Origin of the sequence: Streptomyces sp. QH1-20, from assembly GCF_041283565.1 — a bacterium.
Classification (GTDB): Bacteria; Actinomycetota; Actinomycetes; order Streptomycetales; family Streptomycetaceae; genus Streptomyces; species Streptomyces syringius.
Genome location: NZ_CP166299.1, coordinates 3,180,412 through 3,197,859, shown reverse-complemented (window position 1 = coordinate 3,197,859; position 17,448 = coordinate 3,180,412). Strand labels below are relative to the sequence as shown.

The following is a 17,448-nucleotide window of genomic DNA, read 5'->3' as shown; positions in this document are numbered from 1 at the left end:
CCCCCGGCCGCGCCGCCCCGCCTGGCACGCCCGTACCGGGCCGCCTACCACAGCCGGGCACCGTGCCGGCGGGGTGCTCCGAAATGTCACCGCACCGGCACCTTCGAGCCGGGCTGTTCGTTCACTGTGCGGGTGACGCCCGGTTTACGTGCTGACGGACCTCCCGGCGCGGTGGGGTCCTCGCTTACGATGACCGTTGCGGCGGGGACTGTCCCGTCGTGCCCGCGCACCCGACCCCTGCCTGCGGCGGGGGTCTCCCCAGCGCCAGGCCCGACCGGCAAGGAGCCAGCCTACGTGTCCGTCTTCGGCAAGATCATGCGTGCAGGAGAAGGCAAGATCCTGCGCAAGCTGCACCGCATCGCGGACCAGGTCAATTCCATCGAAGAGGACTTCGTCACCCTCTCCGACGCCGAGCTGCGCGCCCTGACCGACGAGTACAAGCAGCGGTTCGCGGACGGCGAAAGCCTGGACGACCTGCTGCCCGAGGCGTTCGCGACCGTCCGTGAGGGCGCCAAGCGGGTGCTCGGCCAGCGGCACTACGACGTCCAGCTCATGGGCGGTGCCGCCCTGCACCTGGGGTACGTCGCGGAGATGAAGACCGGTGAGGGCAAGACCCTCGTCGGTACCCTCCCCACGTACCTCAACGCCCTGTCCGGCAAGGGCGTGCACCTGATCACGGTCAACGACTACCTCGCGGAGCGCGACTCCGAGCTGATGGGCCGGGTGCACAAGTTCCTCGGCCTCTCCGTCGGCTGCATCCTCGCCAACATGACCCCGGCGCAGCGCCGCGAGCAGTACGCGTGCGACATCACGTACGGCACCAACAACGAGTTCGGCTTCGACTACCTGCGCGACAACATGGCGTGGTCGCAGGACGAGCTGGTGCAGCGCGGTCACAACTTCGCGGTCGTCGACGAGGTCGACTCGATCCTCGTCGACGAGGCCCGTACGCCGCTGATCATCTCCGGCCCCGCCGACCAGGCCACCAAGTGGTACGGCGACTTCGCCAAGCTGGTCACCCGGCTCACCAAGGGCGAGGCGGCCAACCCGCAGAAGGGCCTGGAGGAGACCGGCGACTACGAGGTCGACGAGAAGAAGCGCACCGTCGCCATCCACGAGGCCGGCGTGTCCAAGGTCGAGGACTGGCTGGGCATCGACAATCTCTACGAATCGGTCAACACCCCTCTCGTCGGGTACCTGAACAACGCCATCAAGGCGAAGGAACTCTTCAAGAAGGACAAGGACTACGTCGTCATGGACGGCGAAGTCATGATCGTCGACGAGCACACCGGCCGTATCCTCGCCGGCCGCCGCTACAACGAGGGCATGCACCAGGCGATCGAGGCGAAGGAAGGGGTGGACATCAAGGACGAGAACCAGACCCTCGCCACGATCACCCTGCAGAACTTCTTCCGCCTCTACGACAAGCTCTCCGGCATGACCGGTACGGCCATGACCGAGGCGGCCGAGTTCCACCAGATCTACAAGCTCGGTGTGGTGCCGATCCCGACGAACCGCCCGATGGTGCGTCAGGACCAGTCGGACCTCATCTACCGCACCGAGGTCGCGAAGTTCGCCGCCGTCGTCGAGGACATCGCGGAGAAGCACGAGAAGGGCCAGCCGATCCTGGTCGGCACCACCTCCGTCGAGAAGTCCGAGTACCTCTCGCAGCAGCTCTCCAAGCGCGGCATCCAGCACGAGGTGCTCAACGCCAAGCAGCACGACCGGGAGGCGACGATCGTCGCCCAGGCCGGCCGCAAGGGCGCCGTCACCGTCGCCACCAACATGGCCGGCCGCGGTACCGACATCAAGCTCGGCGGCAACCCCGACGACCTCGCCGAGGCGGAGCTGCGCCAGCGCGGCCTGGACCCGGTCGAGCACGTCGAGGAGTGGGCGGCGGCCCTGCCCGAGGCGCTGGAGCGCGCCGAGGCCGCGGTGAAGGCGGAGTTCGAGGAGGTCAAGGAGCTCGGTGGGCTGTACGTGCTGGGCACCGAGCGGCACGAGTCGCGCCGCATCGACAACCAGCTGCGCGGCCGCTCCGGCCGTCAGGGCGACCCGGGCGAGTCCCGCTTCTACCTCTCGCTGGGCGACGACCTGATGCGCCTGTTCAAGGCCCAGATGGTCGAGCGCGTCATGGCCATGGCCAACGTGCCGGACGACGTGCCGATCGAGAACAAGATGGTCACCCGCGCCATCGCCTCCGCGCAGTCCCAGGTCGAGCAGCAGAACTTCGAGACCCGTAAGAACGTCCTGAAGTACGACGAGGTGCTCAACCGCCAGCGTGAGGTCATCTACGGCGAGCGCCGCCGCGTCCTGGAGGGCGAGGATCTGCAGGAGCAGATCAAGCACTTCATGGACGACACCATCGACGACTACATCCGCCAGGAGACGGTCGAGGGCTTCGCCGAGGAGTGGGACCTGGACCGGCTGTGGAGCGCCTTCAAACAGCTCTACCCGGTGAAGGTCACCGTCGAGGAGCTGGAGGAGGCGGCGGGCGACCGGGCGGGCATCACCGCCGAGTTCATCGCCGAGTCCATCAAGGACGACATCTACGAGCAGTACGCGGCCCGCGAGGAGCAGCTCGGCTCGGACATCATGCGCGAGCTCGAGCGCCGCGTCGTGCTGTCGGTGCTGGACCGCAAGTGGCGTGAGCACCTCTACGAGATGGACTACCTCCAGGAGGGCATCGGCCTGCGGGCCATGGCTCAGAAGGACCCCCTGGTGGAGTACCAGCGCGAGGGCTACGACATGTTCACCGCCATGATGGAGGGCATCAAGGAGGAGTCCGTCGGCTACCTGTTCAACCTGGAGGTCCAGGTCGACCAGCAGCTGGAGGAGGTCCCGGTGCAGGACGGCGCGGAGCGCCCGTCCCTGCGCAAGGACGCCCAGGACGCCGTGCCCGCCGGTGGCCGTCCCGAGATCCGGGCCAAGGGTCTCGACGCCCCGCAGCGCCCCGACCGGCTGCACTTCTCCGCGCCGACCGTGGACGGCGAGGGCGGTGTCGTCGAGGGTGACTTCGCCAGCGACGACTCCGTGCGGTCCGAGGCGGACGGCATGACCCGCGCCGAGCGCCGCAAGGCCCAGAAGAACGGTGGCGGCGGCCGCCGCCGCAAGAAGTAGGCGACAGCGCGCACGGAGGCGGTGGCGGGGCACGGAAGTGCTCCGCCACCGCCTCCTGTGCGTCGCTCACTCCCGGGCGGCCGCCGTGTGCGCCACGGCGGCCCCGCCGAGCTCGACGGCCGAGCACCGCCAGCGCAGGTCCGTGCCGCGCTCCAGCCGGAAGGCCAACGCCCGCAGCCGGTCCCCGGACGCGATCCGGGCGAACGCCTCGATCACCTCCGGCCGTGGCCGGAATTCATCGCAGCGCCGGACGACCGGGGCGCACCGGCCCGGCGGGGCGGGGCGCAGGGGCGCCTGCGGGGCCAGCGCCGTCAGCTGGTCGTACGCCGCGCCCAGGGTGTGCCCGAGCATCCAGTGCACCGGGCGCTGTCCGCTGAGGGTGAGCAGCAGCCGGTTGGCGAACCAGTAGCGCGGCAGCCGTTCCCGTTCGCGGTGCCGGGCGGCCGGGTCCGGGCCCGGCCGCCGGGGGTCCGTGCGCCGCGGCGGAGCGGTCCTGGCGCCGCCCGGCCGGGCGGCGGGCCTGGTCGACGGCCCGGCGACGCCCCTGGTGCCGGTCCTGGTGGTGCTGCGGATCGTCTTCATACGGATCGCCCCCGCGATGCCGGGCCCGGTGGAGATACCGGGCGGTAGCTTCGGTCGGTGATCTTCTATCGGCGGGCTTCCGGGGGCGGCAAGGACGGCCGTCCGTCCGGGGAGCGCCCGCCGGGCTTCACCTATCCGGGCCACGCGCCGCCGCGAGTCGTGCGCACGGCGGGGCCCGCGGGGTAACGGGGCCGGCCGGGCGCGGGGCTCCCGCACTTCGAAGGGGGACGTGCGCCTTATGCTGGCAGCCACGGTTGGTAAGCCTCGCGGCACTTCACGAAAGCGGCGGTCATGCGCGTCTACGTCCCTCTGACCCTTCCCGGTCTCGCCGAGGCGCACAAGGCGGGGCAGCTGGGCCCGGCTCCGCTGGACGCCTACGCGGTCACCCCCGCACTGCGCGAGTGGTACGTCTCCGACGACATCGAGGAGCTGGAGTACGCGGCGCTCAGCCGCGCCGCCCAGGCCTCGCTGCGCAGGATCGCGGCCGACCCCGACGCCCCGCGCCGCCGGGTCGTCGTCGCGGTGGACGTGCCCGAGGGTGCGGCGGTCGCCGACCCGGACCGCGCGCTGGACGAGTCCGCGCTCGGTGAGGTGCGGCTCGCGGCGGCGGTGCCGCTGGCGAAGGCGGCGGCCGTGCACGTCGACGCGGACGACGCCGAGGCCGATGTCGCGGCCGCGGCGGCCGCTCTGGGAGCTGCGGACCACGGTGACGAGGACGCGCGCTTCACGGTGGACGGCGCGGAGGACCACGAGCTGATGTGGTTCGGCGTGCAGGAGCTCCCGAACCTCCTCTGACCTGCGCCGCGGAGCCGTCGACGGCGCGTTGTCACAGGTGGTCGGTACGGTCTTGGCATGGGGAAGCACGTGGCACACATCGTCTGGGACTGGAACGGCACGCTCTTTCACGACATCGACGCGGTGATGTCGGCGACCAACGCCGCCTTCGCGGAGATCGGCCTGGAGCCCATCACCCTGGAGCGGTACCGCGAGCTGTACTGCGTCCCGATCCCGCTCTTCTACGAGCGGCTGATGGGCCGCCTTCTCACCCAGGCCGAGTGGGACCATATGGACGTGGTCTTCCACCGGCACTATCTGGACCATCACCTGCGGTGCGGCCTCGCGGACGGCGCCGAGGCGCTGCTGGAGAGCTGGCAGGGCGCGGGCGGCACGCAGTCGATCCTGTCGATGTACGGGCACGAGCAGTTGGTGCCGCTGGTGCGCGGTTTCGGCATCGAGCGGAGATTCGTCCGGGTCGACGGCCGGACGGGCCCCTCGGGCGGCAGCAAGACCGCGCACATGGCCCGCCACCTCGCCGGGCTCGACGGCATACCGGCGCGGCAGGCGGTCGTCATCGGGGACGCCGTCGACGACGCGATCGCCGCCGCCCACGTGGGTGCGCAGGCCGTGCTGTACACGGGCGGTTCGCACAGCCGGGCCAGTCTGGTGGCGGCCGGGGTGCCCGTCGTGGACAGCCTGGCGGAGGCCGTCGCGGAGGCGGAGCGGCTCGTCGGCTGAGGGCCGACCCGATCCGCGGCGTCGGCTTTCGGCCACAGCGGAGGATCGAACGTCTTCGCGTCGCTGTCCAGATCGTCAAACTTCGGGCCCAGGTTTTGTACACAAACGGCTCATGACGGCAACCCCCGGAAGAGCGATAGCCTTACCAGGTGATCAGCGCGATATCCAGCAGGGGCGACGACGCCCCTGTCCTGCGCCCCGAGCGACACCTCGCCCGGGCGGCCGCTGATCCCTTCCACCGGGCGCGTCCGACGAAGTTCGTCAGGAACGGCCCGGTCTTCCCTCATTCCGGCATACCGTCGAATACGACCGGACACCCCGCGTCGCGACGGGATGCCATCACCATCTATGTCTCGCAACGGCGCGCGACAGGAGCCAGAGGACATGCAGACCAAGCTGGACGAAGCCAAGGCCGAGCTGCTCGAACGGGCGGCCCGTGTCGCTGAGAACAGCCCGGCCGGGGGGCAACAACCGACTGGGCCGAAGGGCGAGGGCAGTCTCGACCCGGAGACCCTGACCGCGTTCCTCCAGCGCTACTACCTGCACACCGCCCCGGAGGACCTCACCGGCCGTGACCCGGTCGACGTCTACGGGGCCGCGCTCTCGCACTACCGCCTCGCGGAGAACCGGCCGCAGGGCACCGCGAACGTGCGGGTGCACACCCCGACCGTCGAGGAGAACGGCTGGATGTGCAGCCACTCCGTGGTCGAGGTCGTCACCGACGACATGCCCTTCCTGGTCGACTCCGTCACCAATGAGCTCTCCCGCCAGGGCCGCGGCATCCATGTCGTGATCCACCCGCAGGTGATCGTCCGCCGTGATCTGACCGGCCGCCTGCTCGAGGTCCTCGGCTCCAACTGCGACGCCCACGGCACCGGCAAGGACGCCGAGCTGCCCCACGACGCCCTCGTCGAGTCCTGGATCCACGTCGAGATCGACCGCGAGACCGACCGCGGTGACCTCAAGCAGATCGCCGCCGACCTGCTGCGCGTGCTCTCCGACGTCCGCGAGACCGTCGAGGACTGGTCGAAGATGCGCGACGCCGCGCTGCGCATCGCGGAGAGCCTGCCCGCCGAGCCGGTCCCCTCCGACGTCCCCGCCACCGACGTCGTCGAGGCCGGTGAGCTGCTGCGCTGGCTGGCCGCCGACCACTTCACCTTCCTCGGCTACCGCGAGTACGAGCTGACGAAGGTCACCACCGACAACGGCGAGGAGGACGTGCTCGCCGCCGTCCCCGGCACCGGCCTCGGCATTCTGCGCTCCGACCCCTCGCACCACGGCGAGGGCCACCACGCCGGACCCGGCACCCACCTCGCCGGCCCCGCGTCGCCGTCCTTCAGCCGGCTGCCCGCGGACGCCCGCGCCAAGGCCCGCGAGCACAAGCTGCTGGTCCTCACCAAGGCCAACAGCCGCGCCACCGTGCACCGCCCCTCCTACCTCGACTACGTCGGGGTGAAGACCTTCGACGCCGACGGCAACGTGACCGGCGAGCGCCGCTTCCTGGGGCTGTTCTCCTCCGCCGCGTACACCGAGTCCGTGCGCCGCGTCCCGGTCGTCCGCCGCAAGGTCGAGCAGGTCCTCGCCGACGCCGGCTTCTCCCCGGACAGCCACGACGGCCGCGACCTGCTCCAGATCCTGGAGACCTACCCGCGCGACGAGCTGTTCCAGACCCCGGGCGACCAGCTGCGGTCCGTCGTCACCAGCGTGCTCTACCTCCAGGAGCGCCGCCGGCTGCGGCTGTACCTGCGCCAGGAGACCTACGGCCGCTACTACTCCGCCCTCGTCTACCTGCCCCGCGACCGGTACACCACCGGCGTCCGGCTGCGGCTGATCGAGATCCTCAAGGAGGAGCTCGGCGGCACCAGCGTCGACTTCACCGCCTGGAACACCGAGTCGGTCCTCTCCCGTCTGCACTTCGTCGTGCGCGTCGAGCCGGGGGCCACCCTGCGCGACCTCACCGACGCCGACGTCGAGCGCATCGAGGCCCGCCTGGTCGAGGCCGCCCGCTCCTGGGCGGACGGCTTCGCCGAGACGCTGACCGCCGAGGTCGGCGAGGAGCGCGCCGCCGAGCTGCTGCGCCGCTACGGCCACGCCTTCCCCGAGGGCTACAAGGCCGACCACAACCCGCGCAGCGCCGTCTCCGACCTCGGTCACCTGGAGAAGCTGACGACGGCCGGCGGCACCCACGACTTCGAGCTCAGCCTGTACGAGCCGGTCGGCGCGGCCCCCGGCGAGCGCCGCTTCAAGATCTACCGCACCGGCGAGCCCGTCTCGCTGTCCGTCGTGCTGCCGGTGCTCCAGCGGCTCGGCGTCGAGGTCGTCGACGAGCGTCCGTACGAACTGCGCTGCTCGGACCGGAAGACCGCGTGGATCTACGACTTCGGTCTGCGGATGCCCGAGCGCGTCGAGGGCGAGGACGCCCGCGTCCGCTTCCAGGAGGCCTTCGCCGCCGTCTGGACCGGCCGCGCGGAGAACGACAACTTCAACAACCTGGTGCTGCGGGCCGGTCTCGACTGGCGGCAGGCGATGGTGCTGCGGGCGTACGCGAAGTACCTCCGGCAGGCCGGTTCGCCGTTCAGCCAGTCCTACATGGAGGACACCCTCAGCACCAACGTCCACACCACGCGGCTGCTGGTCAACCTCTTCGAGGCCCGCATGTCGCCGGCGCTGCAGCGCGCCGGCCGCGAGCTGATCGACGGGCTGCTGGAGGAGCTGGACGGCGCCCTCGACCAGGTCGCGAGCCTGGACGAGGACCGCATCCTGCGGGCCTTCCTCACCGTCATCAAGGCCACGCTGCGCACCAACCACTTCCAGCGCGACGCGGAGGGCAAGCCGCACGGCTACCTCTCCCTCAAGCTCGACCCGCAGGCGATCCCCGACCTGCCGGCCCCGCGCCCCGCGTTCGAGATCTGGGTCTACTCCCCGCGCGTCGAGGGTGTGCACCTGCGCTTCGGCAAGGTCGCGCGCGGTGGTCTGCGCTGGTCCGACCGGCGTGAGGACTTCCGTACCGAGGTCCTGGGCCTGGTCAAGGCGCAGATGGTGAAGAACACCGTCATCGTGCCCGTCGGCGCCAAGGGCGGCTTCGTCGGCAAGCGGCTGCCGGACCCGTCGGTGGACCGTGACGCGTGGCTCGCCGAGGGCATCGCCTCGTACAAGACCTTCATCTCCGGTCTGCTCGACATCACCGACAACCTGGTCGGCGGCGAGGTCGTGCCGCCGAAGGACGTCGTGCGCCACGACGAGGACGACACCTACCTCGTCGTCGCCGCCGACAAGGGCACGGCGACCTTCTCCGACATCGCCAACGAGGTCGCCCAGTCGTACGGCTTCTGGCTCGGGGACGCCTTCGCCTCCGGCGGCAGCGCCGGCTACGACCACAAGGGCATGGGCATCACCGCCCGCGGCGCCTGGGAGTCCGTCAAGCGGCACTTCCGCGAGCTGGGCCACGACACCCAGACCGAGGACTTCACGGTCGTCGGCGTCGGTGACATGTCCGGTGACGTCTTCGGCAACGGCATGCTGCTCTCCGAGCACATCCGTCTGGTGGCCGCATTCGACCACCGGCACATCTTCATCGACCCCACCCCGGACGCGGCCACCTCCTACGCCGAGCGCCGCCGTCTGTTCGAGCTGCCCCGCTCCTCCTGGGCCGACTACGACACCTCGCTGCTCTCGCACGGCGGTGGCGTCCACCCCCGCAGCGCGAAGTCGATCCCGATCAACGCGCAGGTGCGGGCGGCCCTCGGTCTCGACGCGGGCGTCAGCAAGATGACCCCCGCCGAGCTGATGAAGGCCATCCTGCACGCGCCGGTGGACCTGCTGTGGAACGGCGGCATCGGCACGTACGTGAAGGCGCACACCGAGTCGCACGCGGACGTGGGCGACAAGGCGAACGACGCGATCCGCGTCGACGGCCAGGACCTGCGGGTCAAGGTCGTCGGCGAGGGCGGCAACCTGGGCCTGACCCAGCTCGGCCGGATCGAGTTCGCGCTGTCGGGCGGACCGGAGTCCACCGGTGGCAGGGTCAACACCGACGCCATCGACAACAGCGCCGGCGTGGACACCTCGGACCACGAGGTGAACATCAAGATCCTGCTCAACGCCCTGGTCACCGACGGCGACATGACCGTCAAGCAGCGCAACAAGCTGCTCGCCGAGATGACCGACGAGGTCGGCGAGCTGGTCCTGCGCAACAACTACGCGCAGAACACGGCGCTCGCCAACGCCGTGGCCCAGGCACCCAGCCTGCTCCACGCCCACCAGCGGATCATGCGCCGGCTGACCCGTGACGGGCACCTGGACCGGGCCCTGGAGTTCCTGCCCACCGACCGGCAGATCCGCGAGCGGCTCTCCCAGGGCCGCGGGCTGACCCAGCCCGAGCTCGCCGTCCTGCTCGCCTACATCAAGATCACCACTGCCGAGGAACTGCTCGCCACCGATCTCCCGGACGACAAGTACCTCGAGCGACTGCTGTTCGCGTACTTCCCCGAGGCGCTGCGGACGACCTTCGCCGAGCAGATCGACGCGCACGCCCTGCGCCGCGAGATCATCACGACGGTGCTGGTCAACGACACCGTCAACAGCGGCGGTTCGACCTTCCTGCACCGGCTGCGGGAAGAGACCGGGGCCTCCCTGGAGGAGATCGTCCGGGCGCAGACCGCGGCCCGTGAGATCTTCGGCCTGGGCCGGGTCTGGGACGCCGTCGAGACCCTCGACAACACGGTCGCGGCGGAGGTGCAGACCCGGATCCGGCTGCACTCGCGGCGCCTGGTCGAGCGCGGCACCCGCTGGCTGCTCAACAACCGCCCGCAGCCGCTTCAGCTCGCCGAGACCATCGACTTCTTCCGGGACGGTGTGGCGGCGGTCTGGTTCCAGTTGCCCAAGCTGCTGCGCGGCGCCGACAGCGAGTGGTGGCAGTCGATCCACGACGAGCTGGTCGAGGCCGGCGTCCCGGACGACCTGGCGGTGCGGGTGGCGGGCTTCTCGTCCGTCTTCCCGGCGCTCGACATCGTCGCCACCGGTGAGCGCACCGGCAAGGATCCGCTGGACGTGGCGGAGGTCTACTACGACCTCGGCGACCGGCTGCACATCAGCCAGCTGATGGACCGGATCATCGAGCTGCCGCGGTCCGACCGCTGGCAGTCCATGGCCCGTGCCTCCATCCGCGAGGACCTGTACGCGGCCCACGCGGCGCTCACCTCCGACATCCTCGCCGTGGGCAACGGCAGCTCCACCCCGGAGGAGCGCTTCCAGGCGTGGGAGGAGAAGAACGCCGCGCTGCTGAACCGGGCGCGTACGACGCTGGACGAGATCCGCGGTTCGGACGCGTTCGACCTGGCGAACCTGTCGGTGGCGATGAGGACGATGCGCACCCTGCTGCGTACGCACAACTGATCTGCGCCGAACGGCTGAAAGGGGCGGCCCCGGGGAAGTTCTCCCGGGGCCGCCCCTTCGCCGTGCTAAGAGAGACGGATGAAGGTCGTTCCGCGGCTGTGGTCCACCGCGCCGCGCCGTGAGGCCCTGGCCGCCGCGGCGGTGCATCTCGTCCTCGCGGCCATTGGCTTCGTCGTCCTGCTGCTGGTCAACCGCCATCTCGGGCACAGCGTGGAGTGGCTGCTGCGTCGCTGGGACAGCGGTAACTACCTGGCCGTGGCCGAGCACGGCTACCCGGGCCGGATCCCCTACCGCCCCAGCGGGCTGCCGGACTTCTCCCGGCTGGCCTTCTTCCCGCTCGTCCCCCTGCTGATCCGGGGCACGCGGCTGCTGACCGGGCTGCCCGTCGTGTACGCGGGGGTGCTGATCTCCTGGTGCGCCGCCACGGTGGCCGCCGTCGGCGTGCACCGGCTCGTACGGACGCTGGGCGGCAGCGCGGCAGCGGGGTACGCGTGCGTGGCGCTGTGGTCCTGCTCGCCGTACGCCTTCGCGCTGTGGGTGCCGTACTCCGAGGCCGTCTTCAGCGCGGCCCTGGTGTGGGCGCTGGTGGCCCTGGTGCGGCGGAGCTGGCTGACGGCCGGCGTGCTGTGCGTCGTGGCCGGCACGGTGCGGCCGACGGCGGTGGTGCTGATCGGGACGCTCGCCCTGGCCGCCGGGTGGGCGGTGGTGCGGGGGCGGGGCGGCCCGCGGGCCTGGGCTGCGCTCGCCCTGGCGCCGCTGGGGCTGCTCGGCAGCTGGCTGTACCTGGGCAGCCGGGTGGGCCGCGTGGACGGCTGGTTCGAGGCGGAACGGGCCTGGGGGCAGACCTTCGACTACGGCCGCGGCACCGTGGACTTCCTGCGCAGCGTCCTGCTCTACGGCAAGCCGGAGCGGGTCACCGATCAGCGCAACGCGGCCGTGCTCGCGGTGGTGCTGCTCACGGCCGTCGCCGTGCTGGCCCTGGCGCTGGACCGGAGTGTGCCCTGGCCGTTGGTCGTGGTGGTGGCCGGGGCGTGGCTGCTGATGACGGGGACGCCCGGCTCGCCGTTCTCCAAGCCACGCTTCATGCTGCCGTTCCTGCCGGTTCCGCTTCTGTTGGTGGCGAGGCCGCTCGCGCGTGCTCCCTTAGTGGTCCAGGTCTGTCTCTACGGTGGAGGTGCGGTGGTCTCGGGGTGGTATGCGGCCGGCTTGCTCGTGCTGTTCGTGGGATCCCCGTGAGGGGAGCCGTCCCCGTCGTCCGCCGGCTCGCGGGCGGGCAGGGCGCGGAACACCCAGGCGCGGTAGGACCAGAAGCGGAAGAGGGTCGCCGTCCCGATACCGAGGAACTTGAAGAGGTTGCTCTGGAACGGCGTGTCCCAGCCGAAGCCGTAGGTGGCGATGTAGAGGACGCCGTTCTCGATCACCAGGCCGACGGCGCTGAAGACGGCGAAGAGGGCGATCTCCCTGCTGCGGCGGCTCTTGTCCCGGTCCCGGTAGGTGAAGTAGCGCAGCCCCAGGTAGTTGAAGGCGATGGCGACCACCGTCGCGATCACGCTGCACCGGACGACGGGCAGGCCGGTCGTGGCGCGGCAGAGGTTGAAGACCGCGAGGTTGACGAAGATCCCCAGCCCGCCCACGGTGCCGAACTTCGCGAACTCCCGGCCGAGCGCCAGCAGCCCCGGGGGCCCGGACGCGTGTTTTCCCCGGCGCGCGCGGCCTCCACGCGTTCTTCGTCCTTCCCGTGTCCCTTGCGTTCCTCGCGCTTCCGTCAGGGGGGCCGATCGCTTCGCCGGTCGCAAGGGCTTCTCCAGATACGGTCGATTCGGTCGCCACGCAAAGCAGACATTTGCCAACAGAGAGCTGATTGTAGTGTAAATTGCCGCGAAAACTCACATGGTGCGACAGTGGCGACACGATCCGCGACGACGGGTCGGGGGTGGCGATGCGCGACGAGAGGTGCGAGAGCGACGTGCGGGAACGACGTACGAGGACGGTGGCATGACTGAGGCGGTACTGCTCGTCGGCGGCAGGGGCACCCGGCTCCAGCCGCTCACCCTCAACACGCCGAAGCCGATGGTCCCGGCCGCCGGGGTGCCCTTCCTCGCCCACCAACTGGCCCGCGCCAGGGCCGCGGGCGTCGACCACGTCGTGCTGGCCACGTCCTATCTCGCCGAGGTCTTCGAGCCGTACTTCGGTGACGGCTCCGCCCACGGGCTGCGGCTGACCTACGTCACCGAGGACGAGCCGCTCGGCACCGGCGGTGCCATCCGCGGCGCCGCGGACGCCCTCGCCGCTGGCTCCGGCGAGCCCGTGCTCGTCTTCAACGGCGACATCCTCACCGGCCTCGACATCCCCGGCCTCCTCGGCAGCCACCGGCGTTCCGGGGCCGATGTCACCCTCCATCTGACCCGGGTGGCGGACCCGCGCGCCTTCGGCCTCGTCCCCACCGCCCCCGACGGCCGCGTCCTCGCCTTCACCGAGAAGCCGCAGCACCCGGACGAGATCGTCACCGACCAGATCAACGCGGGCACCTACGTCTTCCGGCGCGAGGTCATCGACTCCATTCCCACCGGCCGGCCGGTCTCCGTCGAGCGGGAGACCTTCCCCGGGCTGCTGGCCGAGGGGGCGCTGCTGCACGGCGTCGTCGACGCCGCGTACTGGCTGGACCTCGGCCGCCCGGCCTCCTTCGTGCAGGCGTCCGCCGACCTCGTACGGGGCGTGGTCCGCTCCCCGGCCGTCCCCGGCGAGCCGGGCGAATACCTGGTGCTGCCCGGCGCCAGGGTCGAGAGCGGGGCCCTGCTCGGCGGCGGCACCGTCGTCGGCGCCGGGGCCCACATCGCGGCGGGCGCCGAGGTCGAGGGATCCGTCGTCCTGGAGGGCGCCCGCATCGAGGAGGGCGCGCGGATCCGGGCCTCCATGGTCGGCGCCGGCGCCCGGGTGGGCCCGCGCACGGTACTCGACGGCGTCGTCATCGGCGACCACGCCGAGATCGGCGCGGACAACGAACTGTGCGACGGCGCCCGCGTCTGGTGCGGCATGACCATCCCCGACGCCGCCATCCGCTTCTCCGCCGTCTGACCGCCCATGCCCCTCTCTCCCCGCGAACTCCCCGACCCTCCCGACCCTCCACCGACCCGGCGCCACACCCACAAGGACAGGCCCATGAGACCCACGCACACCCCCGCCGCCGTGCCCCCGCTCCCCGCCGAGTGGGCACGCACCGCGACGACCGTGGTGATGCCCACGTACAACGAGGCGGCGAACCTCCCCGCGATGGCCGAGGCACTGATGGCCCTGCCGCTGGAGGGGCTGCGGCTGCTGGTCGTCGACGACAACAGCCCGGACGGCACCGGCAAGGTCGCCGAGGGCCTCGCCGAGCAGTACAACGAGCCGGGCCGCACCCGCGTCGGCGTCCTGCACCGCACCACCAAGGACGGCCTCGGCCGGGCCTACGCGGCGGGCATGGCCCGCGCCGTCGAGGAGGGCGCCGCCTACGTCCTGCAGATGGATGCCGACGGCAGCCATCCGCCCGGCAAGGTCGCCGAGATGCTCGGAGTCGCCCTCGCCACCGGCGCGGACGTCGTCGTCGGCAGCCGCTATGTGCCCGGCGGCACCCTCTCCGAGGCCTGGAGCCCGCACCGCAGGCTGCTCTCCCGCTGGGCCAACGCCTACGCCAGCACCATCCTCGGCACCCGCGTCCGCGACATCACCGGCGGTTTCAACCTCTGGAGCGCCGCCGCGCTGCGCACCGTCGACCTCTCCTCCGTCGACAGCGCCGGCTACAGCTTCCAGGTCGAGACGAAGTACCGGGCGCTGCGGGCCGGCTTCACCGTCGTGGAGGTGCCGATCCACTTCGAGGACCGGACCGTCGGCGAGTCGAAGATGAATCTGTCCGTCCAGCTCGAATCCGTCGCCATGCCCTGGCGGCTGCGCGCGAAGGCCGTCCGTGACTCCGGCAGACCCGACCGCAAGCCCGCTCGCTGAGCGCGTGGCCCCCAGGGTCACCACCGGCTTCCCCACCGGCTTCCCGCGCCCCGGGTCGGACGCCGGGCGGCGGGTCGCGGGCGGCGCCGTCCTGCTGCTGGCGGCCCTGCTGCTGCTCATGGTGGTGCGGCTGCCCTGGGCCGGTGACCTCGGGGTGCACGCCGCGGTCCTCGAGCGGCTGCGCACCGACCTGTCCCACCCGGGCAACCCCCTGGTGGACGCGCACACCCCCAGCCCGTACTACTCGCCGTGGACGGTGCTGCTGGCGGTCGTCGCCGAGGCGACCGGCGCGCGCACCTTCTCCGTGCTGCGGCTGGCCGCCCTCGTCGGTCTTGTCCTGCTGGTCACCGGCGTCCGGGCCTTCGTCGTCACCTTCACCCGCCGGGCGGCGGCCGTCCCGCTGGCCCTGCTGTGCGTGCTGCTGCTCCACGGCGTGCGGCTGTTCGCGTGGAGCGGCTTCCCGGGCCTCACCTCGCTGTGCCTGAGCCTCGCCTATCCGAGCACCTTCGCCCTGGGCCTCGCCTTCCACTTCCTCGCCCTGCTGCGCCGGGCCCTCGGCGGGCGCACCGAAGCGGCCCGTGGGCTGCCCGCGTTCCTGGCGCTCGGGGCGTTGCTGGCCTGTGTGCTGCTGAGCCATCAGTTCACGGGCGCGGTCGCCGTGCTCGGGGCCGCCGCGATGCTGCTGGGCGCCAGGCCGTGGCCGGCCCGCGCGGTGTGGGCGCGGGCCGGGGCGGCGGGTGCGCTGACGCTGGTGGTGCTCGCCCTGTGGCCGTACTACCCCTTCTTCTCGCTGCCGGGCGCGGGCGGGCTGGAGGACATCCACCGGCCGCTCTACGACCATCTGGCGACGAAGTTCTGCCTGGTGGGGCTGGGTGTCGTGGCGCTGGGGGTGCGGTGGTGGCGTGACCGCCGCGACCCTTTGGTGATCTTCTTCCTGCTGGGCCTCGCCGTCTTCGCCGCGGGCGGGCCGAGCGGCCACTACTCCTGGGGCCGGATCCTGCCCGCCGTCCTGCTGCCCGCCCAGCTCGCGCTGGCGATCGAGGTCGCGGACGCCGGGGCGGACGCCTTCGCGCGCCGGTCCCGTGCGGTGGCCCCGGCGGTGGCGGCGGTGGCCCTGGCCCTGCTGGCCGGGGCCTGGACGCAGGCCGGTGCGCTGACCTACGTCCTGCGGGACGCGGCCCTTCCATCGGTGCTGCGCGACGTCCACCGGATCGCGCCCTGGCCGTCGTTCACCTGGGCGGCCCGCCATGTGCCCAAAGGAGCGACGGTGATGACCGACGACTACCTCGCGCTGCGGATGCTCCCGGCCTACGGGCCGTACACCGTCGCCCCCGCCTACCCCGACTTCTTCCTCCCCGACGAGCGGCGGCGCCGGGAGGCGACCCGCCGCTACTTCGACCCGGCCACCGCCCGGGCCGAGCGGCTCGGCATTCTCAAGGAGTACGGCGCGCGGTGGGTGGTGCAGCGGACCGGGCGCTCCGGGCTGCCGGAGGGCGACCCCGCGCTGCGCGAGGCCGCCCGGGGGCCGGGCGGGCTGGCCCTGTTCGAGGTCGCCGAAGTGGGCCGGGGCGTCGTCTCGGCCCGGGCCACGGCCGGGGGTGCCCGATGACCGCGCCCGACACCCGGCCAGTGGCCCCCTTCGACGGGTCCGATGCGGCCGGGCGGTGGCTGCGCGGTGGCGCGCCGTGGCCGGTGCTCGCTACGGCGTCGCTCGTCTACGCGCTGAGCGTGTGGCAGGAGGCGAGCGCGGGCCGGCTGGGCGTCGACAACGCGGTGGTGGTGCGGGCCGCCCGGACGCTGCTCGACGGCGGGTCGCCCTACGCGGACAAACGGTTCCTCTATCCGCCGGGCGCCGTCTTCGCGGCCCTGCCCGAGACACTGCTCACCGATCGCGGGGTGTCCTACGTGGCGCCCGCCGCCACGGCCCTGCTCGTCCTGGTGAGCGTGGTGACGGCCCTGCGGATCTTCGGCGTGCGGGCGGACAGCCGGCTCGCCGCCCTCACGGTCGCCGGGCTCGGTGTGTTCCTGCCGCTGCGCAGCGTCGTCCACCTCGCCAACTGGACCGTGTTCTCGGCGCTCGCGTTCCCCGCGGCCCTGCTCCTGGCGCGGCGCGGACGGTGGGGCGCGGCGGGTGTGGTCGTGGGGGTGGCGATCGCGCTGAAGCCGATACTGCTGCCCCTTCTGCTGTTGTTCGTCCTCGCCCGGCGGTGGCGGGCGCTGGCCTGGGCCGTGGGCGTCCCGGCTGTGGTGTCCCTGGGCGCCGCGTGGGCGATGCCCCGGCCGGGACTGTTCTTCACCCGGACGCTGCCGTTCCTGCTGCACGGGCAGGACGCGTACGCCCGTCCGTACGATGCCGCCTGGCCGTCGGTCCTGCCGCGCCTCGGTATCCCGCCCTCGCTCGCGACGCTCCTCGCGGTGGGCGCCGCCGTGGCGGTGCTGGCCGTCGCCCGGCTGCGGTGGCGGCGCGGGGGAGAGCAGGGGCTGCGGCTCGTGGAGTGCGCGGCGCTGCTGATGCTCGCGGCGTTCCTGGTGTCGCGGCCGTCGTTCCTCCATTACGCGATGGTGGTGGTGCCGGCGCTGATCGCCTCGGTGGTGGTCCGGGGGGCCGCGGTGCGCTCGGTGTGGTGCTGGCTGCCGCTGGTGCCGCAGGTCGCCGGGGTGAACTGGCCGGAGTTGCAGAGCGCCGAACGGCACGCCTTCAAGGACTTCGTCATGTTCACCGGAGTGACGGCCGCCCTGTGCGCGGCCGTGTGGCGGGCCCGCCCGCACCCGGCTCCGGAGGTCACTGTCAGTGGTGGCGCTTACGCTCTGTGTAGTGATCCCGACCCTCGGGACCACTCCGGAACGAGGTGAACT

At 71.8% G+C, this 17,448-nt stretch carries 11 protein-coding genes; 9 read left to right on the top strand and 2 right to left on the bottom strand.

Features of this window, described 5'->3' with window-relative positions; translation table 11 throughout:
• The first annotated feature begins 294 nt into the window (after positions 1 to 294).
• A complete protein-coding gene (gene secA / locus AB8O64_RS14345) occupies positions 295 to 3,120 on the top strand; it encodes a preprotein translocase subunit SecA (protein WP_370419528.1) in 2,826 nt (941 codons plus the stop codon).
• A gap of 66 nt (positions 3,121 to 3,186) precedes the next feature.
• On the opposite strand, the gene AB8O64_RS14340 is transcribed toward secA, so the two are convergent.
• Positions 3,187 to 3,702: an Rv3235 family protein gene (locus AB8O64_RS14340; protein WP_370419527.1), complete on the bottom strand. Its 516-nt coding sequence runs from the start codon at positions 3,700 to 3,702 to the stop codon at positions 3,187 to 3,189.
• Positions 3,703 to 3,993: 291 nt separating this feature from the next.
• Here AB8O64_RS14340 and AB8O64_RS14335 point away from each other — a divergent pair, with 291 nt between their 5' ends.
• The 4 genes from AB8O64_RS14335 (at position 3,994) to AB8O64_RS14320 (ending at position 11,847) form a co-directional block, all read left to right on the top strand.
• Positions 3,994 to 4,497: a hypothetical protein gene (locus AB8O64_RS14335; RefSeq protein ID WP_356454445.1), complete on the top strand. Its 504-nt coding sequence runs from the start codon at positions 3,994 to 3,996 to the stop codon at positions 4,495 to 4,497.
• Positions 4,498 to 4,554: 57 nt separating this feature from the next.
• Entirely contained in the window at positions 4,555 to 5,217 is a 663-nt protein-coding gene (locus AB8O64_RS14330) for an HAD family hydrolase (RefSeq protein ID WP_370419526.1), read from the top strand.
• A gap of 384 nt (positions 5,218 to 5,601) precedes the next feature.
• Positions 5,602 to 10,611: an NAD-glutamate dehydrogenase gene (locus AB8O64_RS14325; protein ID WP_370419525.1), complete on the top strand. Its 5,010-nt coding sequence runs from the start codon at positions 5,602 to 5,604 to the stop codon at positions 10,609 to 10,611.
• Between the two features lie 78 nt (positions 10,612 to 10,689).
• A complete protein-coding gene (locus AB8O64_RS14320; RefSeq protein WP_370419524.1) occupies positions 10,690 to 11,847 on the top strand; it encodes a hypothetical protein in 1,158 nt (385 codons plus the stop codon).
• Here the strand turns inward: AB8O64_RS14320 and AB8O64_RS14315 are convergent.
• The gene (locus AB8O64_RS14315) at positions 11,775 to 12,281 is read right to left on the bottom strand and encodes a GtrA family protein (RefSeq protein ID WP_370423869.1); all 507 of its coding nucleotides are present in this window, start codon (positions 12,279 to 12,281) and stop codon (positions 11,775 to 11,777) included. The two genes, AB8O64_RS14320 and AB8O64_RS14315, sit on opposite strands and share 73 nt — an antisense overlap.
• Positions 12,282 to 12,606: 325 nt before the next feature.
• Between AB8O64_RS14315 and AB8O64_RS14310 the strand changes: the two genes are divergently transcribed.
• The 4 genes from AB8O64_RS14310 (at position 12,607) to AB8O64_RS14295 (ending at position 17,445) form a co-directional block, all read left to right on the top strand.
• Positions 12,607 to 13,686: a sugar phosphate nucleotidyltransferase gene (locus tag AB8O64_RS14310; protein WP_370419523.1), complete on the top strand. Its 1,080-nt coding sequence runs from the start codon at positions 12,607 to 12,609 to the stop codon at positions 13,684 to 13,686.
• Between the two features lie 84 nt (positions 13,687 to 13,770).
• Positions 13,771 to 14,592 (top strand): polyprenol monophosphomannose synthase, encoded by an 822-nt coding sequence (locus AB8O64_RS14305; protein WP_356454454.1) that lies wholly within the window; start codon positions 13,771 to 13,773, stop codon positions 14,590 to 14,592.
• Between the two features lie 4 nt (positions 14,593 to 14,596).
• Entirely contained in the window at positions 14,597 to 16,201 is a 1,605-nt protein-coding gene (locus tag AB8O64_RS14300) for a hypothetical protein (protein WP_370419522.1), read from the top strand.
• Positions 16,198 to 17,445: a glycosyltransferase family 87 protein gene (locus tag AB8O64_RS14295; protein ID WP_370419521.1), complete on the top strand. Its 1,248-nt coding sequence runs from the start codon at positions 16,198 to 16,200 to the stop codon at positions 17,443 to 17,445. The genes AB8O64_RS14300 and AB8O64_RS14295 overlap by 4 nt, the downstream gene beginning before the upstream one ends.
• Positions 17,446 to 17,448 lie beyond the last annotated feature (3 nt).